This window comes from Gammaproteobacteria bacterium, from assembly GCA_037388465.1.
Classification (GTDB): domain Bacteria; phylum Pseudomonadota; class Gammaproteobacteria; order SpSt-1174; family SpSt-1174; genus JARRKE01.
On sequence record JARRKE010000009.1, the window covers coordinates 17,088 to 38,576 of the forward strand.

25 protein-coding genes are annotated in these 21,489 nt (G+C 64.1%); 11 read left to right on the forward strand and 14 right to left on the reverse strand.

Features of this window, described 5'->3' with window-relative positions:
• Window positions 1-55 precede the first annotated feature (55 nt).
• Window positions 56-388, forward strand: a complete 333-nt coding sequence (locus P8Y64_03185; protein MEJ2059481.1) for a hypothetical protein — start codon at window positions 56-58, stop codon at window positions 386-388.
• Here the strand turns inward: P8Y64_03185 and P8Y64_03190 are convergent.
• Entirely contained in the window at window positions 378-2,321 is a 1,944-nt protein-coding gene (locus P8Y64_03190; protein ID MEJ2059482.1) for an EAL domain-containing protein, read from the reverse strand. The genes P8Y64_03185 and P8Y64_03190 overlap by 11 nt on opposite strands.
• A 43-nt stretch (window positions 2,322-2,364) precedes the next feature.
• A complete protein-coding gene (locus P8Y64_03195) occupies window positions 2,365-3,009 on the reverse strand; it encodes a transglutaminase-like cysteine peptidase (protein MEJ2059483.1) in 645 nt (214 codons plus the stop codon).
• A gap of 192 nt (window positions 3,010-3,201) precedes the next feature.
• Between P8Y64_03195 and P8Y64_03200 the strand changes: the two genes are divergently transcribed.
• The 6 genes from P8Y64_03200 (at window position 3,202) to P8Y64_03225 (ending at window position 7,526) form a co-directional block, all read left to right on the forward strand.
• On the forward strand, window positions 3,202-3,609 hold the full coding sequence (locus P8Y64_03200; GenBank protein MEJ2059484.1) for a hypothetical protein: 408 nt from the start codon (window positions 3,202-3,204) through the stop codon (window positions 3,607-3,609).
• A 174-nt stretch (window positions 3,610-3,783) separates the two neighbouring features.
• The gene (locus P8Y64_03205) at window positions 3,784-4,107 is read left to right on the forward strand and encodes a hypothetical protein (protein MEJ2059485.1); all 324 of its coding nucleotides are present in this window, start codon (window positions 3,784-3,786) and stop codon (window positions 4,105-4,107) included.
• Between the two features lie 217 nt (window positions 4,108-4,324).
• Window positions 4,325-4,762, forward strand: a complete 438-nt coding sequence (locus P8Y64_03210; GenBank protein MEJ2059486.1) for a hypothetical protein — start codon at window positions 4,325-4,327, stop codon at window positions 4,760-4,762.
• 186 nt (window positions 4,763-4,948) lie between these two features.
• Window positions 4,949-5,842 (forward strand): GGDEF domain-containing protein, encoded by an 894-nt coding sequence (locus P8Y64_03215; protein MEJ2059487.1) that lies wholly within the window; start codon window positions 4,949-4,951, stop codon window positions 5,840-5,842.
• A 78-nt stretch (window positions 5,843-5,920) separates the two neighbouring features.
• The gene (locus P8Y64_03220) at window positions 5,921-6,667 is read left to right on the forward strand and encodes a flagellar brake protein (protein ID MEJ2059488.1); all 747 of its coding nucleotides are present in this window, start codon (window positions 5,921-5,923) and stop codon (window positions 6,665-6,667) included.
• A gap of 28 nt (window positions 6,668-6,695) precedes the next feature.
• Window positions 6,696-7,526, forward strand: coding sequence for a protein-glutamate O-methyltransferase CheR (locus P8Y64_03225; protein MEJ2059489.1), 831 nt, complete (start codon window positions 6,696-6,698; stop codon window positions 7,524-7,526).
• Between the two features lie 6 nt (window positions 7,527-7,532).
• On the opposite strand, the gene P8Y64_03230 is transcribed toward P8Y64_03225, so the two are convergent.
• From P8Y64_03230 to flgA, 3 genes are all read right to left on the reverse strand, one after another.
• Window positions 7,533-8,006, reverse strand: coding sequence for a flagellar protein FlgN (locus tag P8Y64_03230; GenBank protein ID MEJ2059490.1), 474 nt, complete (start codon window positions 8,004-8,006; stop codon window positions 7,533-7,535).
• Between the two features lie 8 nt (window positions 8,007-8,014).
• Window positions 8,015-8,347 carry a flagellar biosynthesis anti-sigma factor FlgM gene (gene flgM, locus P8Y64_03235; protein MEJ2059491.1) on the reverse strand — a complete coding sequence of 111 codons (333 nt, stop codon included), beginning with the start codon at window positions 8,345-8,347 and terminating at the stop codon, window positions 8,015-8,017.
• Between the two features lie 145 nt (window positions 8,348-8,492).
• On the reverse strand, window positions 8,493-9,170 hold the full coding sequence (gene flgA / locus P8Y64_03240) for a flagellar basal body P-ring formation chaperone FlgA (protein MEJ2059492.1): 678 nt from the start codon (window positions 9,168-9,170) through the stop codon (window positions 8,493-8,495).
• A gap of 367 nt (window positions 9,171-9,537) precedes the next feature.
• Between flgA and P8Y64_03245 the strand changes: the two genes are divergently transcribed.
• From P8Y64_03245 to P8Y64_03260, 4 genes are all read left to right on the forward strand, one after another.
• Window positions 9,538-10,452 carry a chemotaxis protein gene (locus P8Y64_03245; GenBank protein MEJ2059493.1) on the forward strand — a complete coding sequence of 305 codons (915 nt, stop codon included), beginning with the start codon at window positions 9,538-9,540 and terminating at the stop codon, window positions 10,450-10,452.
• An 86-nt stretch (window positions 10,453-10,538) separates the two neighbouring features.
• The gene (locus tag P8Y64_03250; GenBank protein ID MEJ2059494.1) at window positions 10,539-11,765 is read left to right on the forward strand and encodes an HDOD domain-containing protein; all 1,227 of its coding nucleotides are present in this window, start codon (window positions 10,539-10,541) and stop codon (window positions 11,763-11,765) included.
• Window positions 11,766-11,840: 75 nt separating this feature from the next.
• A complete protein-coding gene (locus tag P8Y64_03255; protein ID MEJ2059495.1) occupies window positions 11,841-12,923 on the forward strand; it encodes a flagellar hook-length control protein FliK in 1,083 nt (360 codons plus the stop codon).
• Complete coding sequence (locus P8Y64_03260) at window positions 12,920-13,219, forward strand: EscU/YscU/HrcU family type III secretion system export apparatus switch protein (protein MEJ2059496.1); 300 nt, start codon at window positions 12,920-12,922, stop codon at window positions 13,217-13,219. Before P8Y64_03255 ends, P8Y64_03260 begins: the two co-directional genes overlap by 4 nt.
• Window positions 13,220-13,226: 7 nt before the next feature.
• On the opposite strand, the gene P8Y64_03265 is transcribed toward P8Y64_03260, so the two are convergent.
• Genes P8Y64_03265 through P8Y64_03305 form a run of 9 tightly spaced genes read right to left on the reverse strand, consistent with a single transcriptional unit; the run spans window position 13,227 to window position 21,486 of the window.
• Window positions 13,227-13,646, reverse strand: coding sequence for a DUF2802 domain-containing protein (locus tag P8Y64_03265; GenBank protein ID MEJ2059497.1), 420 nt, complete (start codon window positions 13,644-13,646; stop codon window positions 13,227-13,229).
• A gap of 27 nt (window positions 13,647-13,673) precedes the next feature.
• Entirely contained in the window at window positions 13,674-14,147 is a 474-nt protein-coding gene (locus tag P8Y64_03270) for a chemotaxis protein CheW (GenBank protein ID MEJ2059498.1), read from the reverse strand.
• Entirely contained in the window at window positions 14,144-14,923 is a 780-nt protein-coding gene (locus P8Y64_03275) for a hypothetical protein (protein MEJ2059499.1), read from the reverse strand. Before P8Y64_03275 ends, P8Y64_03270 begins: the two co-directional genes overlap by 4 nt.
• Window positions 14,910-15,713: a ParA family protein gene (locus tag P8Y64_03280; protein ID MEJ2059500.1), complete on the reverse strand. Its 804-nt coding sequence runs from the start codon at window positions 15,711-15,713 to the stop codon at window positions 14,910-14,912. Before P8Y64_03280 ends, P8Y64_03275 begins: the two co-directional genes overlap by 14 nt.
• Entirely contained in the window at window positions 15,713-16,609 is an 897-nt protein-coding gene (gene motD / locus P8Y64_03285) for a flagellar motor protein MotD (protein MEJ2059501.1), read from the reverse strand. Before motD ends, P8Y64_03280 begins: the two co-directional genes overlap by 1 nt.
• Before the next feature lie 30 nt (window positions 16,610-16,639).
• The gene (locus tag P8Y64_03290; GenBank protein MEJ2059502.1) at window positions 16,640-17,380 is read right to left on the reverse strand and encodes a flagellar motor protein; all 741 of its coding nucleotides are present in this window, start codon (window positions 17,378-17,380) and stop codon (window positions 16,640-16,642) included.
• Between the two features lie 2 nt (window positions 17,381-17,382).
• A complete protein-coding gene (locus P8Y64_03295; protein MEJ2059503.1) occupies window positions 17,383-18,426 on the reverse strand; it encodes a chemotaxis response regulator protein-glutamate methylesterase in 1,044 nt (347 codons plus the stop codon).
• Between the two features lie 33 nt (window positions 18,427-18,459).
• On the reverse strand, window positions 18,460-20,697 hold the full coding sequence (locus P8Y64_03300) for a chemotaxis protein CheA (protein ID MEJ2059504.1): 2,238 nt from the start codon (window positions 20,695-20,697) through the stop codon (window positions 18,460-18,462).
• Between the two features lie 9 nt (window positions 20,698-20,706).
• A complete protein-coding gene (locus tag P8Y64_03305; GenBank protein MEJ2059505.1) occupies window positions 20,707-21,486 on the reverse strand; it encodes a protein phosphatase CheZ in 780 nt (259 codons plus the stop codon).
• Window positions 21,487-21,489: the final 3 nt, after the last annotated feature.

The following is a 21,489-nucleotide window of genomic DNA, read 5'->3' on the forward strand; positions in this document are numbered from 1 at the left end:
TGTCCAAGGACTAAGATTCTATGTGACCAAGGTCACGAAACCGAAGGATTCGCACATGCTGTACGCGGAACGCGACGAGCAGGGCAATATCACCTCCCTCTCCCACACCCCCCAATCCGAACAGGCAGAGGCCGTTTCATTGCAGGAACCGGCGGTTACCGAGTTCCTTACCGATAAGGATAACAGGCAGGCCCTTCACGACCTGCTCAAGGCCACCGACGCCGACCTTGCACGCGTCACCGAAGACCTGATCGATGTGCTCGTCGAGAAAGGCGTCATCATGATGACCGACCTGCCGGAGGCCGCCAGGCAAAAGCTGATCACCCGGCGCCAGGCGCGTCTCTCGCTGTCCGAACTCATCGTCGACCCGGACGACCTTATTCTTTAGGCGCGGGCTGGTTCAGCGGCTTCGGCCTGCCCATCAAATAGCCCTGCAGGGCATCGATGTGCAGTTGCTCCAGCACCTCGCGCTGCGTATCGGTTTCCACCGCCTCCGCGATCGCCAGGATATCCAGGCTGTGGGCAACCGAGATCAACGTACCCACGAAGAACTGGCGATCCGAGTCGCGCACCAGTTCCCTTACGAAAGCGGCATCGATCTTGACGTAATCCGGTCGTAGGGAACGCAGATAACCGAAATCGGCCAACCCCCTGCCGAAGTGGTCGAAGCCGTAGCCGAACCCCGCCCCGCGCAGACGCGACACCAGCGCGCGCAAAGGCGTCAGATGGGCGATCGCAAGCTGCTCGGAAAACTCGAACACGGGCCGCGTCGAGGCGGGCGGCAAGCGGGCGAGTTCAGAGAACAGCCATTCGACAAAGGCCGAATCCTGCACCGAGCCGGCGGACAGGTTGATGGCCAGCGCCGGGCCGCCTGCTGCCTGCGCCGCCTGCTGCAACGCCAGCTCGACGATCAGGCGATCGAATTCGCGGGCCAGCCCCAGCTCCTCGGCCAGCGGCATGAACACCCCCGCCGGCCAGAGGCTGTCGGTCTGGTCGCGATACCGGACCAGGACCTCCTGGTGCAGGATGCCGCCCTCTTTGGCAATGACCGGCTGGGCATGCAGGACCAGCTCCCGGTTCTGCAGCACGCGGCGCAGCCGTTCGCCCCACTCCCGGTGGCCGACCATGCCCTCCAGGGCTTCGCCGGCCCGCTGCCAGGTGTTCGGACCGATCGTCTCGGACTCCCGCAGGGCGGCATCGGCGGCGGCGAGCACGGCATCTGCCGTCTGTCCCGGGGCATAGGCGGCCACCCCGATGTTGATACCCTTTCCCGAGGGCACCAGCCCCATCGCCTCGGTACATATATCCGCGGCCAGTTGATCCAGTTCCTCCGGGCTCGCTCCGGTCATCAGCAGCCCGAAATCGCCGCCACCCAGCCGAGCCAGGGTCGCATAATCGGCCTCACCGGTGCGTTCGCTCAAAATGCCCGCCAACTCCCTGAGCAGGGCGTCGCCCGCAGGCAGCCCCTGGGTGTCGTTAATGCCCTTGAGGTCCTGCAGCTGGATCAGCAACAGACCGCCCCGGCCGTGTTCTGCATCCGGTGCCAGACGGATATGCAGTTCGTCCATGAACAACCGCCGGTTGGCCAGGCCGGTAAGCGGGTCCTCGTACGACAGGGTCTGGAGGCGGCGCGCCGTGCGCGCATCCTCTTCGAACAGACTGCGTATTTTGCCCGTCAGGCGATTCATCGCCTGCACCACCCGGCGCAATTCGCGGGTGCGCGGCAGCTTGTGCTGCGTCTCGTAATGCCGCTGAGCCAGCTGCTCTGCCTGGCGCTCGACAGCCCTCAACGGCCGCAGCAGGACGCGCAGGGCCACCCCGCCCATCACCAGCAGGACCAGGGCCACGCTGCCGAACCAGACCCCCGTTTCCACCGTGGTCCGCCACAACTCGCCGTAGGCATAACCGGGATGACTCCATACGTGCACCGTACCCACCTGATGCCAGCCGGACATCACCAACGCCGAGGCGTCGGGTACGTTGAGATGCACCAGATGCACGAACCAGCCCGGCACGCCATGAACCACCACCGGCGCACTGCGCGACACCAGCGGATGGCCCTCGTTGTCCTCGATCCGGATGGCCTGGTAGTAGCCCCGGTCGAACACCGCGTCCACCATGGACGTCATCAGGGCAAGGTCGCGATGCTGCATGTGGGTGGACAGAGACAGGCCGAGCGAGGTCGCGGTGTCCTGGGCATGCGACTCGAGCTGCGCCGTCAAAAACGTGCGGGTACTCTGAAAGTTCAGCCACAGCGTCCCCACGAACATCAGCAGGAACAGCGTCACGATCACAATCACCAGCTGCCGGTATAGCGTCATGCAGTTTGTTCCTCTTTAATTATCCCGTTTCGTTTATGCGTGCTTAATGCGCCAGCTCCAGCCCTTCGGCACGCATCCGGCGTTTCAGGCCCTGCCACAGACTCAGACGGTTGGCGCTGCCGACGAACCGGCCCAGACCGCGCTGTTTGGCCAGCCACAACCCCTCGCCGTTGAAGCTGTAGACGGGCAACAGGTCCGGCCTGAGCGAAGCGCGCTTGATCTGCCCGTCCAGGTTGTCCAGCACCAGCGGCTCGGCGCCCGGACGCTTGTAATAGGTGACGACCATGTGGGCCTGGTCCAGCGTAAGTGACTTGACGTAGGTCAGGCGCAGGCGCTCGGCGGGCACCCCCAGCTCGCGCAGGGTGAAGTACTTGGCCAGTGCGAAATCCTCGCAGTCCCCCCCGTCGGTCTCGAGGAATTCGAGCGGCGTCGCCCAGTAATCGGTCTGCCCCCAATGGCGCTGATCGGGCAGAAACGGCAACTGGTTGAAGAAGTTGTTGACGATGACCAGCTTGCGCGATTCCGGCTGCTGCCGGTCGGTGCGCAATATTTCCCCCCAGCGCGCCACCCGGCGTTTGGCATATTCCCCGTACTGCTTCTCGACCCGTGACAGAAGCTGGGGCGTGACCGCAAAGGCCTCCGCTGCTCCCGCCGCGGGCCCCAGCGACAGGACCAGCAACAGCCCCATTGCACTCAGCCAACGGTTGTCGCGGCGCCCCGGCTTCCGCGTATCTGTTATTTGACGGTCCATGCCGCTCCGATGGTACCGCGTTGCAATCCCTTGATGTTAGGCGATTTTTCTGGATTTCGACAGAAAAGCTCGGGTCAGCCCAAGGGCTAAAGTCTGGCGAATTCCTGCCGCTAATCCATACTTATGGCAATGAAAAACCATGAACCGCCGCCGCTGCACCACAAACACCGCGGCCTGCTTTGGCTGGCCGTGTTAGCCGTGCTGGTGGAACAGCTGTGTTTCACGGCGCCATACGCCGAGGATATCAGCGCCAGCGGGTCGCACGCGACGGCCTCAGCGCATCTGAATTTCAAGATCGTCATTCCCGAACAGCTGCGCCTCCAGGTCGAACAACAAAGCGACAATCATTCCATCACGGGCATTAACGTACGCATGGACGTGCGCGACCGCTATGCCGTCCACAAAACACTCCCCGGCACCGCACTAAGCCAGTCGAATACCATGCCCCCCTTTTCCAACTCCCCTTACCCCAACCTGATGGAATGCCGCAGCGGCACGACGCGAAAACCTGCCTACTGCCTCCTCGCCCTGCCCTGAAGCCCGCCACTCTCCACCGAACGCCCAATACCCTCACGAGGGGCTAAAGTTCGTCGTCATGCCGCCGATACAGCGTGCATGAACCCCGGTATTCCATCCCAACGCTGGCCGCAAACCCCGCTCCACACCGCCCGCCGGCTGCTTTGGGGCCTGATTACCGTCCTGGTCCTGGCTTTGACAACCGCAACCCCCGTCCCCGCCCAGGAAGATCTGGCCCAGGGACGCGGCGCCAGTGCATCCGCCCGTCTCCGCTTCAAGATCGTCATCCCCCAGCAGGTCGCCATCCGGGTAGTCAACGCCTCGACCGGTGACGAGTCCGGGCGGCCCCGGGTCAGCGCCCAGGCCAATGACGTTTTCGCGATCCGGGTCCGACTCAGCGACAACCGCATCGAACACGGGTCGGACATCGCGCGGCCGGCCACCCCCCTGCCGGATCTACTGGCGTGCCGGCGGTCGCGCCCCCAACAAGCGGCGGACTGCCTGCTCGCCCTGCCCTGAAGAGTCCCGTGCAACCGTCCGGTTCAGGCCCGGTCGGCGGCAAAAAATTGACGCTTTCCAGGCAAATACAGGCCAAGCGTCGGATTATTGGCGTCAAAAATCCGTGTAAAGGTACAAAGCGAATTCATAACCTATTGATTTAAATAATATTAAAAAACAAGGCGCCCACTGGCACGGAACATGCGGGGAAATTAACAGAGATCCAGGGAGCGCGATCATGAACGCAAATACGACGCACCTGAGTGGGTGGAACCGCCATAACGGACCGGCCCCACTGCACCACAAGCACCGCGGCCTGCTTTGGCTGACAGTCATCGCGCTACTGCTCGAACAACTGAGTTTTACGGCACCATATGCGCAGAGTATCAGTCTCAGCGGCACACATGCCGCGGCCGCCGCGCATCTGAATTTCAAGGTCGTCGTCCCCCAGCAGATCACCATCCGGGTGGTCAACACGGCGGCCGCCAATGAACCCGCACGGTCTCACGTCAGCGCCCAGGCCAATGACGTGTTCGCGGTGCAGGCCCGGTTCGACAACGGCCGTAGCGAACGGCGGATACCCCCTTTCCACGCCGCAACTCCGCTGCCCGACCTGCTGGCATGCGGACAAACCACGGGCCAGACATCAGCCAATTGCCTGCTCGCCCTGCCCTGAGTACCTCACCCTCCCGCTGCGCCGCAGCGCCAGGGGAAATCGCACAAAATAATCCCCGGCGTGCCGGTACGGCCCCGAAAACGCCAAAGCCTCATAACCCATTGATTTAAATGTAATTGCCTGGCAAAACAATGCTGGGCATGAAGTTTGCTTTAGTGACAGGCAGACACTTTATGGAATGCGATCATGAATGAACATCCGACACGCGCGGGCGTGTGGAACCAGCGGACCGGCGGCGCCCTTCCCACCCTGCGCCCCAGGCTTACACCGCATGAGGTCATGCTGCAGCTGCATACGACCCTGGATGTGGAAGAAATCATCGCGCGTTTCGTCGAGCTGATTCAGACCGAGTTCCCCGTCAGCGGCCATGTGTACATGAACGAGACGCCGGCAATCAGTTGCCGCGGCGGACACACCAACCGGCACTCGCTTGCCTATACCCTGACCATGGAAGGCCATGCCCTCGGCGAACTCCGGCTGTTTCATTCACGGAGCATGGCCGAAGCCGACGTCCGGCAACTCGAGGAGAGGATATCCCTGCTGTTCTACCCGCTGCGCAACGCCATACAGTATCGACTGGCCGTGGAATCAGCCTTCAAGGATCCGCTGACCGGTCTGCGCAACCGTTTCGACATGGCGGTGGAGATCGAGCGGGAGATCAACCTGTGCCATCGGCATGAACAGCACATGTGCCTGCTCATTATCGACATCGATCATTTCAAGCGGCTCAACGATACCCACGGGCATCTCAACGGCGACCGCGTCATCATATGCGTCGCCCACGCACTGCGCGAGACGCTGCGCGAGACGGATCTGATCTTCCGCTATGGCGGGGAGGAATTCACCATCGTGCTGAGCAACACGGCGGCGGCGGACGCACTGCAGATCGCCGAACGCATCCGTACGACGATCGCGGGACTGAACTGCAAAATCGAGGGGAACGTCGACGTCTCCCCCAGGGTCAGCATCGGCCTCACCCAGCTCCAGCCCGACGACGGAGCCGGCAGCCTGTTCCAACGTGCCGATACCGCCTTATATAATGCCAAGTCGGCCGGCAGGAACTGCTGCCGACTGGGTTGATACTGGTTTCCCGCGCCGCTACGAGCAAACGCGTCAGTCACCATCCACCAACGCCCTGCGCACCGACGAGCCGCATTGATGCATTTCGAAGACATACCGGGGGACGAGCAGGACGATTACGAGAAAATCACCTCGCCCCGGCAGATAGCCGAATTTCTCAAAAAGATGGAAACCCGCTGCAACCTGGTATCGGCCCGGCTGCATGACCATCCCCAGGCCTTCACCACGGCCATTCTCAAAGTCGATACCCGGAAAAACCGCCTGATGCTGGATGAACTCATGCCCCGTGACGGGAACGACCTGCTGACGCCCGGCGATCCCCTGGTGCTGCGGGGACAGTGCCACGGCACCCGGTTCGGGCTGCAGACCCACGTTGCCGAACACGGCGAGGAAGACGGCGCCAGTTTCTTCTGGCTGCCCTTTCCGGACGAGCTGCACTATCAACAGCGGCGTTCGGCCTTTCGTATCCGCGTCGGCCTCGGGCTCGACGCCGGCGTCCGCCTCGGGGACGAACAGGATGCCGTGCTGGCGGAAGGCGATTTGTTCGACCTGTCGGCGGGCGGCTTTTCCGTCATGCTGCCCGGCTCGACGGCCATCGATCTGCAACCCGGCGACCGGCTTTCCCGTTGCCGGATCGAACTGCCCAACCATGGCACGATAACGGTCGAGACCGAGATCCGGCACATCAGCACCCACCCCAAATACGGGTGCACCCTGATCGGGATCACCTTCGTGAATCTCGCACCGGAACTGCTGCGCCAGGTGCAACGCTGCGTGACCTTTCTGGAACGCGAGCAGCTGCGCAAGCAGCCGCGTGACGATTGAGCCGGCAGCCGACGGGCAGGACACCGTATTGAACACATCCTCCGAGATGGCGCCCAGTCAAAGCGAGTACGACGCCTTTTGCGATTTTCTGCGGCGCAGTTGCGGCATCGTCCTCAGCCAGGACAAGCAGTATCTGGTCAACAGCCGGCTGAGCAGACTCGCCAGGGAACGCGGCTATCCGTCCATTTCCCAACTGCTCAGGGAACTGAACACCGACCGCGCGCTGGCCCACGCCGCCATCGAGGCGATGACGACCAACGAAACCTCGTGGTTCCGGGACCGGACGCCCTTCGTCAATCTGCAGGACCACATCCTGCCCGAGCTGTTTTCCAAACGCGATCGCCTGCGCATCTGGTCGGCGGCCTGCTCCACGGGGCAGGAACCCTACTCGATCAGCATGACGATCGACGAGACCCAACGCCTGCAGCGAATGGCAACGGCGCCCACGGTCGATATCCTGGCCACCGACGTGGCCCAGAAGGTGTTGAACGAAGCGGAGATCGGGCGTTTCGATGCGCTCAGCACGGCCCGGGGGCTGACCGATGACATGCGGGCGCGCTACTTCAAGCGCGAGGGGGAGCAGTGGCAGCTGCAGGCGCACATCCGCAACCGGGTGACGTTCCGCCAGTTCAACCTGTTGAACAGCTTTGCGGTGTTGGGTCCGTTCGACCTGATCTTCTGCCGTAACGTCCTGATCTACTTCGCCCCCGAAGTGAAGGAGGACGTCCTGCGCCGGCTGGCCCAGGCGCTCAATCCGGGCGGTTATCTGATTCTGGGGGCATCGGAAACGGCAAACCGGATCACCGATCTGCTGGAGCTGGTCCGCCTGCCCCAGGGACTGGTGTACCGGCGCCGCTGAACGACGTCAGGCCTTGGCGAGGGTGTGTCCGGTCGGGCTGTCGCCTTGGGCGGGGGCGTAGGTGTCGGGTTCCGCCGGCTGTCCGCGCAAGACGCGCAACAGGCGCAGCAGCTGGGCCTCGCCATTCTGATTGAGCCGGGCGTTGCGGGTGTTCAGGTCGGCGCAGACCGACGTGGTCTCGACCAGCTGATCGAAGCACCGCACCAGGGAGGGCGGTGCGGCGGAATCCTGCATCAGGCGCTTCAGCGCGGCGGCATCCGCGTCCCAACCGGCGCGGCGCATCAGGTCATGGCGGCGCCGGGCCAAGGCCTCGAACGCCTCGACCACGGTCTGCTTGGCCGCCACCAGCTCGAGCAGCCGCTCGTGCTGCAGACGGGCCAGCGCACCGGCCTCCTCGACCAGCAGGTCATGCAGTTCGCGGGCCCGCGCCAGTTCTCCGGCGATCAGGGACTCGAGCTCGCGCCAGTGCTGGGGTGACATGGCCTGGCTCAACGTTTGTGGGCCGCCTCCATGCCCAGCAGCTTGTCGGCCACCTTGGCATGATCGATGGTGTAACTGCCGTCCTGGACGGACTGCTTGATGCTCTGCACGCGCTGGGCATCGACGGGCGGCTGGTTGCCGCCGGCGGCATCGAGTTGGGCCAACTGCTTGCCCCCCTGGGTCAGGGTCACGGAATCGCCGGGATTTCCGGTCCGATCCGTTCCCGTGCCGGCCTTGGCGGCGCCGTCGTCGGCGGGACTCGCGTCGCGCGTGCCCTCGACGGAGGAACGGGAGGCCTTGTTGATATCACCAACCGACATGTTCTTGATCTCTATAGACATTTCAATTCTCCGCTGCGCTCAACCAGGGTGCGCAATGGTTTCCTGTACAAGTTTACGGCCGGAACCGGCGTTACTTTAGCCCGATCCGATCCACGTTCAATCAGACGCCGCGAGCGCGACAGCCTCTTTTCCGATATCCCAGCGCTCATCCCTGCACCTGGACCTGCCCGGGTGCGATCACCACGCCTTCCACGACCCGCCTGGAGCGGGTATTACGCACCTTGACCCGGCCGTTGCGCGGCGCATCCCCCAGGGCCACGCCCTGCGTCGACACGCTGACCCCGGCCAGCCCGGAAACAATGCTGACCGTCTGGCCGCGATGCACCAAGAGCGGCCGACGCAGCATGGTGGGTGTCAGGACCTGGTCGGCCAGAACCTGGCGGGTCAGCACCTGTCCGGCGACCTGCGCCGCATCCGTATAGTAACCATACGGCAGGCGGGCGACATTTCTCGACACCAGCCGGACGTCCGAGGTCTGCAGGGTCGCCGCACGCGGCAGGGTCCGCCCGACCACCAGGATACGAATGCGCGCATCCACCGTCACGGGGACATACACGGTCCACGGCTTGGGGGCCGTACAGCGCACCCCGACCACGGTGTTGCCCACCGCCGGCATGCTGTTGGCGCGAAAGGCCTCGAGTTCCGCCCCGCAACGGGCCAGGCTCAAGCGGGTGTCCAGCGGCGACGCCTCGACATGCAACCTGGCCTCCGGCAGGGCCTGTCGCGCCTGATCCAGGGCGTATTGCCGGGCCGTCGCGCCGATCCTGGCGTGCGATTCGAGTTCGCCGGCCTGGACCCCGCCAGCACAGACGGCCAGCATCATGACGGCACAGCGGATGCACTTGCGCCATACCCCATGCCACGGGGCGTCATGATCACGGCGCGGCAAGCGCCTGACCGCCGCCCCGAACGCCGGGGATTTGACGTCTCCGCCCCTCATCACGCTCACAGGCCTGTCTCGATGCTGCTCATGCCCGTCATGCTGCAAATTCCAGGCCAGCCATTGGACCCCGCCGCGCCCGGAGCATCCCGAATCCCGTGCATTAGGCCTAAATATTTCCCCGCTCAGGCCGACAACCTCAGTGCGACCCGACCTGCGGCCCGGCCCATCACGCGATGGCCGGCGCGGCGGGGACAAGGCCCCGCTGGGGCGCCATTCGACAACCACTCACGAGCTGACTCGATCGCCCATGAGAAATACGCTTGCCTCCGTCGATCAAAGAACCCGCCTGGCCGGCCAAAACCGGCTGGAGCTGCTGCTGTTCCGGCTCGACCAGCGCCACGTGTTCGGCATCAACGTGTTCAAGATCCGCGAGGTCATCAACGAACCGGCGCTGAAGAGCGTGCCTCAGGCCCACCCCTACATCCTCGGCATCGCGAATATTCGCGGCCAGGCCACCCCGACGATCGACCTGGCCCAGCCACTCAAGATCCGTTCCTCCGCCGAACCCGGCAAGGGCTTCCTGCTGGTTACCGAATTCAACCGCTCCGTGCAGGCCTTTCGCGTGGCGTCGGTCGACCGCATCATCAACATCAGCTGGGAGTCGGTAATGCCGCCGCCCAAGACTTCCAGCATCAGCAATTACATGACGGCAGTTACGGATCACGAGGACCAGCTGATTCAGCTGCTGGATCTGGAACGAATCCTCGCGGATATCCGCAATCAGGACACCTCCGTCTCCGAGTCCATGATCTCCCGATGCACCGGCCTGGACGGACAGCCGCGTCGACTGCTGGTGGTGGACGATTCCGCCGTGGCCCGGCATCAGATGCTCAAGACCCTGGAACAGATCGGCATGGAGGTCGAACTCGCCAAGGACGGGCAGGAGGCCCTGGAACTGCTGCAGGGGATCGCCGAGGCCGATGACGACAGCCGCATGATCGATGCCGTGATCTCGGACATCGAGATGCCGCGCATGGACGGCTACACCCTGTGCAGCCGTATCCGTCACGATACCCGCCTGTCCGGGCTGCCCGTGATGCTGCACACCTCGCTGAGCGGCTCCTTCAACGAGGAACTGGTCAGGCAGGTCGGCGCCAATGCATTCCTGCCCAAATACCACCCCGACGAACTGGTCGATGCGGTATGGAAAATATTCCAATGATCCGCCTCGACCGACAACCCCACGACCGTTACGGCCTGGCCGTATACGGCGTTCATTAACCCCTGCAACCCAAGGCGGATTGAATCATGGCTACGCCAGACATCGCACCCGAACTGCTGGATCAACTCGATCCGATTCTTCACCTGAGCGCGAACGGGAAAAAGATGCTCCTGACCGAAGCGCGCGTAGACCTCCTGGAACGCGGCAGAAAACTGCCGTCCAGTAACGAGGAAAGCACGGTTCAGTATCTACTTGAAGGGGAGCTGGCGCTGATTTCCGGAGAAAAGGTCGTGGAACGCATCACGCCGGAGGACAGCAACGGGCGCGCCATGCTGCCCATCTTCACGGCCGGCAATACCGCCGATGCCGCCCTGGCGCTGCATCCCGTCCGCGTCCTGAGCGTCAGCCGCAGCGCCCTGGAAAAGATGCTGACCGAGGAATCGGTCGCCGGCATGGAGGTGCGGGAAGACACGGTCTCCGAGGTGGAAGGCGGACTGCTGCAGCGGCTTTACCAGGCCATGCACGACGGCGGCCTGCCTCTGCCGATCATGCCCGAAATCGCCATCAACATCCGTGAACTGGCGCAGGACCCGGATGCCGAACTCGCCGACCTGGCCAAGGCGGTCCAGGCGGCCCCGCCGGTGGTCGCCAAACTCATCCAGGCCGCCAACAGCGCGGCCAACCGCGGCACCAAGAGCGTGGACAGCGTACGCGAGGCGGTTACCCGCCTCGGCCTCAAGCGCAGCGCCAATCTGGCGGTCAGCATCGTGCTGGGCAACATATATAAGGTGCGCACCCCCGCCGTCGAACCGCTGATGCGCAGGGAATGGCTGAACAGCGTGGAGGTCTCCGCCGTCGCCAACGTGCTCGCCCGCATCGCACCCGGCATCGATCCGGAACGTGCCCTGCTCGCCGGGCTGATGCACGCCATCGGCGCGGTGCCCATCCTGACCTTTTCCGAGGAGCTCGATCCCTCGCTGGAAGACCTCGAGCAGGCGCTGACGCGCCTGACGCCCATCGTGGGCGGCACGCTGCTCCAGAACTGGGGTTTCGAGCCCGAATTCGTTCAGGCCGCCGAGGAGTCCGGCAACTGGGAGCGCGACAGCGGCGCAGCCCTCGACCTCTGCGACGTGGTCCTGCTCGCCCGCATGTGCGTCAATCTGCATGCCCCGCAGCCCATGCAGCTGCCGGACATCACCAGCGTGCCGGCATTCGCCAAGCTGAAACTGGACAATCCCAGCGCCGAAGAACTGATGCAGCACATCTCGGAAGCGGATCAGGATATCGCGGAAATCCGCGAATTCCTCAGCTGAGCCGATGGCCGCGCCCGCACCCCGCAAGCAGCGCAACGGCTAAGCCGGCGGGACATTTCCCGCCGCAGCGCGACCATGGACGCCCGCCTTCAGCTCACCGGCACCCCGGGCGCGGCAACCAGCCCGCCGGCCATCACTGCCTGGCGGGTCGGTCAGGTGCTCGACGCGACGGTGGTGCGTGACGGCACCGCACAGCAAGGGGATGCCCGAACCGTGATCCGTATCGGCGGCCGGGACTACGCGGTGCAGGCCGATCATCCCCTGCCCGCCGGAGAAAACCTGAAACTGCGGGTACTCGCCAGCGGGCCCCGGCCCGTGCTTCAGCTGCTGCAGGCTGTCACGGGCGACGCGCCGGGAACCCCGCCGTCCATTGACCTGCATATCAGCCTGCTCAACCAACGCACCCGGCTCCCGGCGGGTCTGTCCGAACTGGCACGCCGGGTTGCGGAACAACCCGACCCGGCACTGCGCAACGAGGTCCGCACCCTGCTCGACCGGCTGCCCGGCCCCGAGACCCTCACCAGCGCGGACGGTGTCCGCCGCAGTGTCGCCGCGGCAGGCCATCACCTCGAAGCAGGCCTGGCGGCCGGGGTGGCGCCGCACCCCGCCGACCACAAGGCTGCCTTGTTCAGGCTGCTGGATACCCTGACCCGGGCCGAGTCCATGCCCTTGTCCACCGGAAACGCCGGCGACCCTGTCGACGGGCTGAAACAGGCCGTGACCGGGCTGGTCAACCAGATCGCGCTCAACCAGCTGCAGTCGCATGCCACACCCAACGGCCAGCACTGGGTGATCGAGCTTCCCTTTCGCTACGGCGATCACTTCGATGCGGTTCATGTGGAACTCGACACCGAACGCAATGCAGGCGAGGCAACGCATGAGACCGTGGACTGGTCCGTCCGCCTGCGCCTCGACCTGCCCGGACTCGGCCCCCTCGTGGTCCACCTGCAAAGCCGGGAAGCCGCGGTTTCCGGTCATTTCCGTGCCGAACAGGCGGCCACCGCACATCGCATCAACGCGCATCTGCCGGAACTGGCCGCTGCCTGGCAGCGCGCGGGACTCTCCCCCGGCGCCTTGAGTTGCGAACATCAACCGCCTGCGCCCACCGACGCCGAAGAACCGTCCCGTCCCGCGGAACGGGTGGATACCCGCGCATGAAAGAGAAACCAGCCGCCATAAACAACCGGCGCCTGACGGTGGCGCTCAGTTACGGCGGCACGGGCGCACCGCGCGTCACCGCCAAGGGCGAGGGGTTGCTGGGGGAACAAATCGTCGAACTGGCCCGCGAGCACGGGATTCCGATTCAGGAGGACGGACAGCTCAGCGAGGCGCTCGCCCAGGTCCCGCTGGGGGAAGAGATTCCCGAGACGTTGTACATCGCCGTTGCGGAGGTGCTGGCGCTGGCGTTCCGCCTCAGCGGCCGCGTGCCGCCGGGGAACACCGCAGACGATTGAAACAGGTTCAGGCGGCCGGGCGGGCGCGGCCCGCCTGGTGCAGCGACTTGAGCAGATCGGCCTCGCCGCGCGTGAGGCCGCACACCGACATCAATTCGTCGGTCTCCATGCCTCGGTTCAGCAGCTTGAACGCCGCCTGCAAATGACCGCCCGCACTCCCGGCAGGGGTCTGCTGCGTACTGAGTTCGAAGCGTTCCTGCTGTTCCTGCAGCTGCTGGTAGAACTGGGTCACGCGCTTTTGCAGGGTGATGTTGCCTTCCTGCGCATCGAGCAACAGGCCTTCCAGCATGACGACCCGTTCCTCCAACTGCCGGACCTGCGGGACGTAGCCGCGCAGACGCCAGACCTGCCAGGCGGCCCAACCGGCCACCACGGGGAAATAGACCAGATCCAGCGCAATCAGGATTCTCAGCCAGTCGATATGCATGGACTCACCGCGTAGGAAGGTTCTGGCTCAATAGGAAGTAACCTCTTCCCATTCCTCTTCGCTGAGCAGTTTGCCGGCATCAACGATGATAATGAGGTCCTGCCCGTGCGAGGCGACCCCCTGGATGTAGCGCGCCGCCTCCTTGTTGCCGACATTGGGGCTCGGGTCGATGTCGTCGCGCTGAATCTGCACCACGTCGGCCACGCTGTCGACCAGCAGACCGACGGGCTGGTTGGCGACCTCGAGCACCACGATGCGGCTCAGGTGGGTCGGTTCCGTATTCGGCAATCCGAGCCGCAGGCGCATGTCGATCACCGTGACCACGTTGCCGCGCAGGTTGATGATGCCCAGCACGTAGTCCGGCGCACCGGGGACGGGCGAGATCTCGCCGACCCGCAGCACTTCCTGCACCCGCATCACATCCAGCGCATAGACCTCGTCGCCGAGCGAGAAGGTCACGCACTGCAGGGCCTCCGAGGTATTCAGATTGTCGTCAGTCATTCACTTCTCCCTAGCACTGCCTCAACGTCAATTTTCCGCCGCGCCGCGTTACCCACCCATACAGGGTATGCACCATATGTGCCAACCCCAATGAGGTTGTCGACCAGGGCGGCGAGATGCTGCAGATCGAGTATCGCGCAGCGATGTTGCAGGGACGTGCCGGCCAGCCATTGGCGTGCCGTGCGCTGGGTACGCCAGTGCACGGCCTCCTCCGGCAGGGACAGGATCTCGTCGATCTCGTCGCAGGCCAGCCCCCAGGAGCAGCCGTCCATCACCAGCACGTGCGCCGGGGCGGCATCCGGGGCCCGGCACAGCCCCAGCAGGTCGTCCGGCAATATCAGCCTGGCGGCATCGATCACGCCGATCGAACGTTCAAGACAATCAACACCGTTCGGTTCGAGCTTCAGCTGTCCCAGGTACCACGGCGGAAAGCCGGGGCGGGATGAAAACGCGAAGCCCGCCGCCGTGGAAAGAATGCGGGTGACACGGCGGTGCTGCACGGCCAGCCGAAGGGTGCCCGCGCGTATCATCTGGTAGTGGTAATGATTCAGTGCCTGCGCGGACTGTTCGCTCAGCCAGTCCTGCGCGCGCGGCGGCGCGGCGGCGGACTGCGTTTCCGGCACGCCCGGGGACGCCGCCGCAGTCCCGGCATCAGCGTCGCCCGACGGTGCGGCCGCAGCGGATCCGCCCTCGTCCAGCAACAGGTCGTCCAGATAACCATCCAGCGCCTGCTCCTGTGGTTTAAGAACGCCCGGTGCGGATTCAGATCGCTTCATGCATCACCTCGTCTCTTGGCGTGGAGAGGTTCTGGTTCAGCCAGGCCAGCAACTTCGCATAGGCCATGCTGCCTCTCGCCTGCGGATACAGCGTGGTCAACGGATGGCGCGTGCGGCTCGCTTCCTTGAATTTCACGTCCTCGGGAATCGCCCCGGGCCAGACCAGGTCGGCATAATCCCGGCGCAGCTGACGCAGCATGTCGACGGACGTCTGCTCCTTCAGGTCGAACATGGTCGGCACGATGGTCAGGGGGATTTCACGGCCCAGGGAGCGCGACACCATCTTGAGGGTGTGCAGCATGCGCTCCAGACCTTTCAGGGCGAGAAACTCGTTCTGCACCGGCACCAGCAGATGCTGGCAGGAGGCCAGTGCATTCACCATGAGCACCCCGAGCCCGGGCGGGCAGTCGATAAGCACATGGGAGTAGCGGCCCTTCAACAGGGCCAGGGCATCCGCAATGACGCGGCCCATACCGGCCTGGGTACCCAACTGCCGGTCCAGCGTGGCCATGGCGGTACTGGCGCACAGCACCGAGAGGCCCGACTCGACCAGCCGGACCATGCTGAGCGGGTCGACGGTCTGTTGCTGGACCTTTTGTTGAAACAGGGTATAGACGCTGTCTTCACGGCCCTCGGGATTGAAGCCGAAATAACTCGTCAAAGACCCCTGCGGATCGAGATCGACCATGAGCACGTTCTTGCGCTGGCCGGCCAGCAGTCCGCCCAGGCTGACGGTGGTGGTCGTCTTGCCGACCCCGCCTTTTTGATTGGATACCGCCCAGATCTGCATCATCCACCTCCCGCCGGCTCAGGCGCCTGATTGGCGGCCGTATTCAACGCATCCGGCAGCGGCTTGACCGGCACCTGCATGGCCTTGGATGCCGCCAGCACGACCAGGTCGACGCGCCGGTTCTGCGCCCTGCCCTCAGCCGTATCGTTGCCGGCGATGGGTCGGTATTCCCCGTAGCCGATGGCGGCCATGCGATCGGGGTTCACGCCGAACTGGGTCATCAGCCTGACCACGGACGCCGCGCGCGCCGCCGAAAGCTCCCAGTTGGAAGGAAACTCGCGGCTGACGATCGGCACGTTGTCGGTAAAACCTTCCACCTGGATGCGCGCCGGCAGCGGCGCCAGCGTATGGGTGACGTTTTCGATTATGTGGCTCGCCACGGGGGAAAGCCGGATGCTGCCGCTGCCGAACAGAATGTCGGTGTTGATTTTGATGTCTATCCACAGCTTGTGCTGCTTCACGATGATGACCTTGTCGTCGATCATCGATTTCAGGTTGGTACGAATCGCCTGCGCCATTTTCTGGATCGCGGCCTCGGTGGCGGCGAGCTCGTCGGGGTCGGCGACTTCGGCGCGCACCATCGCGTCACGGCGCGGATCGGGGGCATCCTCGATCAGCCCCTTGAACTGCACCGGTGCCGGGAAATTTTGCACGGGACTCTGCATGGGCGGACCCGAAGCCTCGACATTGCCCACCTGGATCGGCTCCAGCGAACGGGGCGCGGAATGAAACGCCGCGATCAACGACTGCGACAACACGCGGTACTTGCCTTCGTTGATGGATGAGAGGGCGTACATCACCACGAAGAACGCGAACAGCAGGGTGATGAAATCCGCATAGGACACCAGCCAGCGTTCGTGATTTTCGTGTTCTTCATGTTTTTTCTTTCGTGCCATGATTTTTCCAAGCTGCGTCCCGCAGCGTAACTAAGGCAGATAGCCCTGGAGTTTGGCTTCGATGGAACGGGGGTTCTCGCCTTCCGCGATCGCGGCGAGCCCTTCGATGATCATTTCCTGCCCCTTGACCTGGGTCTGGATGATCGCCTTGAGCTTGTTGGCGATCGGCAGCAAAAAAAGATTCGCCGAACCGACGCCGTAGATGGTCGCCACGAAGGCCACGGCGATTCCCGCGCCCAGCTTCGACGGATCGGCCAGGTTCTCCATCACGTGGATCAGCCCCATGACCGCGCCCAGGATGCCGATGGTCGGCGCATAGCCGCCCGCCGCTTCGTACACCTTGGCCGCCTGGGTCAGCCGATGTTCGAAAACCTCGATATCGACTTCCAGGATGTTGCGTATCGCCTCGGGCTCACGCCCGTCCACCAGCAGCTGAAGACCTTTTTTCGCAAACGGTTCAGTTAATTCGTCGGCGGTCTGCTCCAGTCCGAGCAGCCCCTCCTTGCGTGCGGTCTGCGCCCATTCCAGCAGGTTCTGAAGTTGCTGATCGAGTTTTACGCGCGGCGGCATCAGCACCCACAATCCCATCTTCAATGCCTGCAGGAACACCTTCATCGGGCTTTGCAGCATGACGGCGCCCAGCGTGCCGCCGATCACGATCAGAAAGGCCGTGAATTGCAGCAGCGAGTCGAGGTGTCCGCCCTCGATGAAATTGCCGCCCAGTATCGCGGCAAGCGCGACGGCGATTCCGAGCAGGGTGAGAAAATCCATGCTCAGAAACTCCGCGCCAGTTCGGGACCGATTGCATTCAGTTCGAGCACCCGGTCACTGAGGCCGGCCTCGGCGACCGCCGCGGGCATGCCGTAAACGGTGGAGCTGGCCTGGTCCTGGGACCAGACCACCGACCCGTGCTGCTTCATCAGGCGCGCACCTTCGCGCCCGTCCGCGCCCATGCCGGTCATCACGATGCCGAGGTTTTTGCCGGGACCGGCGCGCTCGGCGCTCGAAAAGGCGATATCGACGCTGGGGCGGTAATTGATCTCGGGCGGGCTTTCGCCCACGCGGGCGACCAGCCCCGCGCGCGTCGCCTCGACGGCGAGTTGCATGCCGCCGGGCGCCAGCAGCGCCACGCCGGGTTCCAGGGCGTCGTGATCCCCCGCCTCGCGGACTTCGATGGCGCACAGGTTGTCGAGGCGCTGGGCGAAGGCCGGCGTAAAGGAGGCGGGCATATGCTGGATCAGCACCAGCGGGCGCGGAAAACCGGCGGGCAGTTCGGTAAGCACCTTTTGCAATGCGACCGGACCGCCCGTCGACGTGCCGATCAGCACCAGGCGGCAGGCATCGAGCCTGCCGTGGCGAGGTGTCGCCGGGGCGGGTCTTGCATCGCCGGCCGGCGCCGCCGGCGACGCGACGGGATGATGCCGGCGCGCGAGCGCCCTGACGCGCTGCGACAGTATGCGCGCCACTTCGTCGCGCTCACGCGCGACCTGATCGAACTGCTTGGGCAAAAAGTCCGCAGCACCTGCGTCCAGCGCTTCCAGGGTCGCCTGTGCCCCCTCGTGCGTCAGCGAGGAGAACATCAGAATGGGAACGGGGTTGTGCGCCATGATGCTGCGCACGGCGGAAATGCCGTCCATCTCCGGCATTTCGATGTCCATGGTGATGAGGTCGGGCTTCAGGGCCTGGGACTGCTCCACGGCCTGCCGCCCGTTGGTAGCCACGCCCACGACCTCGATATGGGCATCCTGCTCGAGCATGCCGCTGATCGCGCGGCGGAAGAATGCCGAGTCATCGACGACCAATACGCGTATCGTCATTCCGGTTCTCTGATATCCAGGGACTGCATTGGCTCAGGCCGCCATGTCGTGGGCGCGTAGCAGCCCGGCCAGGTCCAGGATGAGGGCCAGCTTGCCGTCGCCCGTGATGGTCGCCCCCGCATAACCCGGCACGTTCAGCAACCCGGCCGCCAGCGGCTTGATCACCACCTCTTCCTGGCCCAGCAATTCGTCCACGACGAAGCCCACCTTGCGCGCACCCACCATGGCCACCACCACATGCTGCGGGGTCTCCACCCGGGCCTGGCCGCGGATACCCAGCCATTCCGCCAGACGTACCAGCGGCAGCGCACCGCCGCGCACCACCATGACCTCGCGCTGTTCGACGCGCTTGGTCTGACTGACATCGAGATCGAGAATCTCGGAAATCGCACTCAACGGAATGGCGAAGGGCCGGTTGGCCAGCCGGATCATGAGTGTCGGCACGATGGCCAGCGTCAACGGCATGCGGACACGAATCGTGGTGCCCTCATCGAGCGCCGAATCGATTTCGATAATGCCGTTGAGGTCGGAGATATGGGTCTTGACCACGTCCATCCCGACCCCGCGTCCGGACACGTCCGACACCTGTTCCTTGGTGGAAAACCCCGGCTGGAAGATCAGATCGAACGCTTCGGTATCGCTCAGGCGCTGGGCGGTCTCCTCGTCCATCAACCGCTTTTCCACGGCCTTCTTGCGCAACTGCACCGGGTCCATGCCCTTGCCGTCGTCGGTGATGGACAACAGGATGTGATCGCCCTGTTGCGAGGCCGACAGCGTGACGCGTCCCGTCGCCGGCTTGCCCTTTTTCCTGCGTTCGTCGGGCATTTCGACGCCGTGATCCACGGCGTTGCGCACCAGGTGGATCAGCGGATCGGCCAATGCCTCCACCATGTTCTTGTCCAGCTCGGTCTCTTCGCCGTAGAGCTCCAGCTCGATTTCCTTGTTCAGGTTGCGCGCGAGATCGCGCACGACGCGCGGGAAACGGCCGAATACCTTTTTGATCGGCTGCATGCGCGTACGCATCACCGCCATCTGCAAATCGGTGGTTACCAGTTCCAGGCTCGACATGGCGCTGACCACCGCCTCGTCCTTGCTGTTCGCGTGCAGCGTCATGAGACGGTTTCTGACCAACACCAATTCGCCGACCAGGTTCATGATGTCGTCCAGGCGATGCACGTCGACGCGTACCGTCGTTTCGTGCGCAGGTGGTGCGGCGGCAGCCGGCGCGGTTGCGGCAGGCCGTTCGGCAATGGAATGCACCTCGGCGCTCGGCTTTTCGCTTGCCGGTTTTTTGCCGGCCGTGTTTTTCGATTTGTCGGATTGTTCGGATTTGCCCTGAGTCTCGGCAGCGCCCGTCGGCACCTGTTCCGCGGGGACGGACTTGGCTGCCGCGGTTTCGGCTGCGCCGGGACCCTTGCCCGTGCCGTGCAACTGGTCGAGCAATGCCTCGAATTCGTCTTCGGTGATCTTGTCGTCGCCCGCAGGTGCGCTCTTTTCGGCGACCGCCGGCGTGACGGCTGACGCTGCAGGGCTCGCTGCCACCCCGGCATCGACGCCCGTTTCATCAATGCTTACCAGCAGGTCCGCGTATTCCTGTTCCGAAATTTCGGCCGGGGCGGCAGCGTCCGCCGCATCCTGCGCCGATGCCGGTACGCCGCCGTGTTTGCCGGCACCGTGCAAATCATCGAGCAGCGTCTCGAATTCCTCATCCGTGATCTTTTCCTTGTCGCCGCCTGCATCCTGCAGGCCGTCTCTGGCCGCGTCGAGCAGCATGTCGAATTCGGCGTCGACCGGATCCTGCGCCACCACCGGCACGGCGGGCGACTCGACGGGGACTTCCGGCTCGGCGACCGGTGCCGGCGAGGGGTTGTTCGCGGCGACCTCACCCTGTGCCAGCCCGTCCAGACGCATCATCAGCCCGGCATCCGCCGGTTCCAGCGTATCGCCGGCACGCAGGGTGCCGAACATGGCGTTCAGGTGATCCAGCGCCACCAGCATGGTGTCCATCAACTCGCTGTCGACCGCGCGTTCGCCCTGGCGCAGCTGATTGAAGACATCCTCGGCGCGATGGCAGACGTCGACCAGCGCCGTCAGTTCGAGAAACCCGGCACCGCCCTTGATGGTGTGGAAACTGCGAAAGATCGCGTTGAGCAGTTCGGGATCGTTCGGGCTGCGCTCGAGTTCCAGCAGCTGTTCGCCCAGCGCGTCCAGCAGTTCGCCGGCCTCGACCAGAAAGTCCTGCATCAACTCGTCATCAGCACCGAATCCCATTGCCGTCTCCTAAAATCCCAGACTCGAGAGCAGATCGTCGACTTCGTCCTGACTGCTCACCACGTTGTTCTGATCGACACCGGGCACCACCGGCCCCAGACCGTTCACCGGCAGTGACGCCTGTTCGGTGTCATGCGCCAATACGTTGTCGGTTTTGCTCATGTAGGCGCCGACGCCGCGGATCAGGTTCACCAGTTGGGTCTCGACTTCCTGCACCAGTTCGATGACCCGGCGAATCACCTGGCCGGTAATGTCCTGGAAGTCCTGTGCGAGCATGATCTCCGACAATTGACCACCGATGGTGCCGGACTCCCGTTCGATATCGTTCAAAAACGCATTCAGGTCGCCGGTGAATTCCCGGAACGCCTCGACCGGCAGCTCGCGGCGCATGAACCGTTGCCAGGTAGCGCCCAGGTTCGCTGCACGTTCCTTGAGGTCGGAGATCCGCGGCATGACGTCCTCGACGACATTCAGCGTCTTGTTCGCCGACTGCTCTGTCAGAGTAACGACATATCCCAGCCGTTCTTTAGCGTCCGGTATATCTTTTTCGGTAAGTCCCGCGACACGCGGGTCGAGACGAAAACTGTTGAGCGCGTCGTGCAGCTGGCGGGTCAGCCGCCCCAGTTCGTCGAACAGACTGCGTTCGTGACGTGCGCCCAGGGCATCGAGCAGCCGTGAAACCTCCGGCTCGTCTCCCACCCGCAGGGCGTCGATCAGGGACAGCGCCAGTTCGATGCGCGCATCATCCCCTTCTCCCGCCTCCCGCATGGTTGCGGAAAGCGGGTCCATCCC

Excerpts from the sequence above, each read along its gene's own strand:
- P8Y64_03185 (MEJ2059481.1), top strand. The coding sequence starts at position 56 with ATGCTGTACGCGGAACGCGACGAGCAGGGCAATATCACCTCCCTCTCC.
- P8Y64_03190 (MEJ2059482.1), bottom strand. The coding sequence starts at position 2,321 with ATGACGCTATACCGGCAGCTGGTGATTGTGATCGTGACGCTGTTCCTG.
- P8Y64_03195 (MEJ2059483.1), bottom strand. The coding sequence starts at position 3,009 with ATGGGGCTGTTGCTGGTCCTGTCGCTGGGGCCCGCGGCGGGAGCAGCG.
- P8Y64_03200 (MEJ2059484.1), top strand. The coding sequence starts at position 3,202 with ATGAAAAACCATGAACCGCCGCCGCTGCACCACAAACACCGCGGCCTG.
- P8Y64_03210 (MEJ2059486.1), top strand. The coding sequence starts at position 4,325 with ATGAACGCAAATACGACGCACCTGAGTGGGTGGAACCGCCATAACGGA.
- P8Y64_03215 (MEJ2059487.1), top strand. The coding sequence starts at position 4,949 with ATGAATGAACATCCGACACGCGCGGGCGTGTGGAACCAGCGGACCGGC.
- P8Y64_03220 (MEJ2059488.1), top strand. The coding sequence starts at position 5,921 with ATGCATTTCGAAGACATACCGGGGGACGAGCAGGACGATTACGAGAAA.
- P8Y64_03230 (MEJ2059490.1), bottom strand. The coding sequence starts at position 8,006 with ATGTCACCCCAGCACTGGCGCGAGCTCGAGTCCCTGATCGCCGGAGAA.
- flgM (MEJ2059491.1), bottom strand. The coding sequence starts at position 8,347 with ATGTCTATAGAGATCAAGAACATGTCGGTTGGTGATATCAACAAGGCC.
- flgA (MEJ2059492.1), bottom strand. The coding sequence starts at position 9,170 with ATGATGCTGGCCGTCTGTGCTGGCGGGGTCCAGGCCGGCGAACTCGAA.
- P8Y64_03245 (MEJ2059493.1), top strand. The coding sequence starts at position 9,538 with ATGAGAAATACGCTTGCCTCCGTCGATCAAAGAACCCGCCTGGCCGGC.
- P8Y64_03250 (MEJ2059494.1), top strand. The coding sequence starts at position 10,539 with ATGGCTACGCCAGACATCGCACCCGAACTGCTGGATCAACTCGATCCG.
- P8Y64_03255 (MEJ2059495.1), top strand. The coding sequence starts at position 11,841 with ATGGACGCCCGCCTTCAGCTCACCGGCACCCCGGGCGCGGCAACCAGC.
- P8Y64_03260 (MEJ2059496.1), top strand. The coding sequence starts at position 12,920 with ATGAAAGAGAAACCAGCCGCCATAAACAACCGGCGCCTGACGGTGGCG.
- P8Y64_03265 (MEJ2059497.1), bottom strand. The coding sequence starts at position 13,646 with ATGCATATCGACTGGCTGAGAATCCTGATTGCGCTGGATCTGGTCTAT.
- P8Y64_03270 (MEJ2059498.1), bottom strand. The coding sequence starts at position 14,147 with ATGACTGACGACAATCTGAATACCTCGGAGGCCCTGCAGTGCGTGACC.
- P8Y64_03275 (MEJ2059499.1), bottom strand. The coding sequence starts at position 14,923 with ATGAAGCGATCTGAATCCGCACCGGGCGTTCTTAAACCACAGGAGCAG.
- P8Y64_03280 (MEJ2059500.1), bottom strand. The coding sequence starts at position 15,713 with ATGCAGATCTGGGCGGTATCCAATCAAAAAGGCGGGGTCGGCAAGACG.
- motD (MEJ2059501.1), bottom strand. The coding sequence starts at position 16,609 with ATGGCACGAAAGAAAAAACATGAAGAACACGAAAATCACGAACGCTGG.
- P8Y64_03290 (MEJ2059502.1), bottom strand. The coding sequence starts at position 17,380 with ATGGATTTTCTCACCCTGCTCGGAATCGCCGTCGCGCTTGCCGCGATA.
- P8Y64_03295 (MEJ2059503.1), bottom strand. The coding sequence starts at position 18,426 with ATGACGATACGCGTATTGGTCGTCGATGACTCGGCATTCTTCCGCCGC.
- P8Y64_03300 (MEJ2059504.1), bottom strand. The coding sequence starts at position 20,697 with ATGGGATTCGGTGCTGATGACGAGTTGATGCAGGACTTTCTGGTCGAG.
- P8Y64_03305 (MEJ2059505.1), bottom strand. The coding sequence starts at position 21,486 with ATGGACCCGCTTTCCGCAACCATGCGGGAGGCGGGAGAAGGGGATGAT.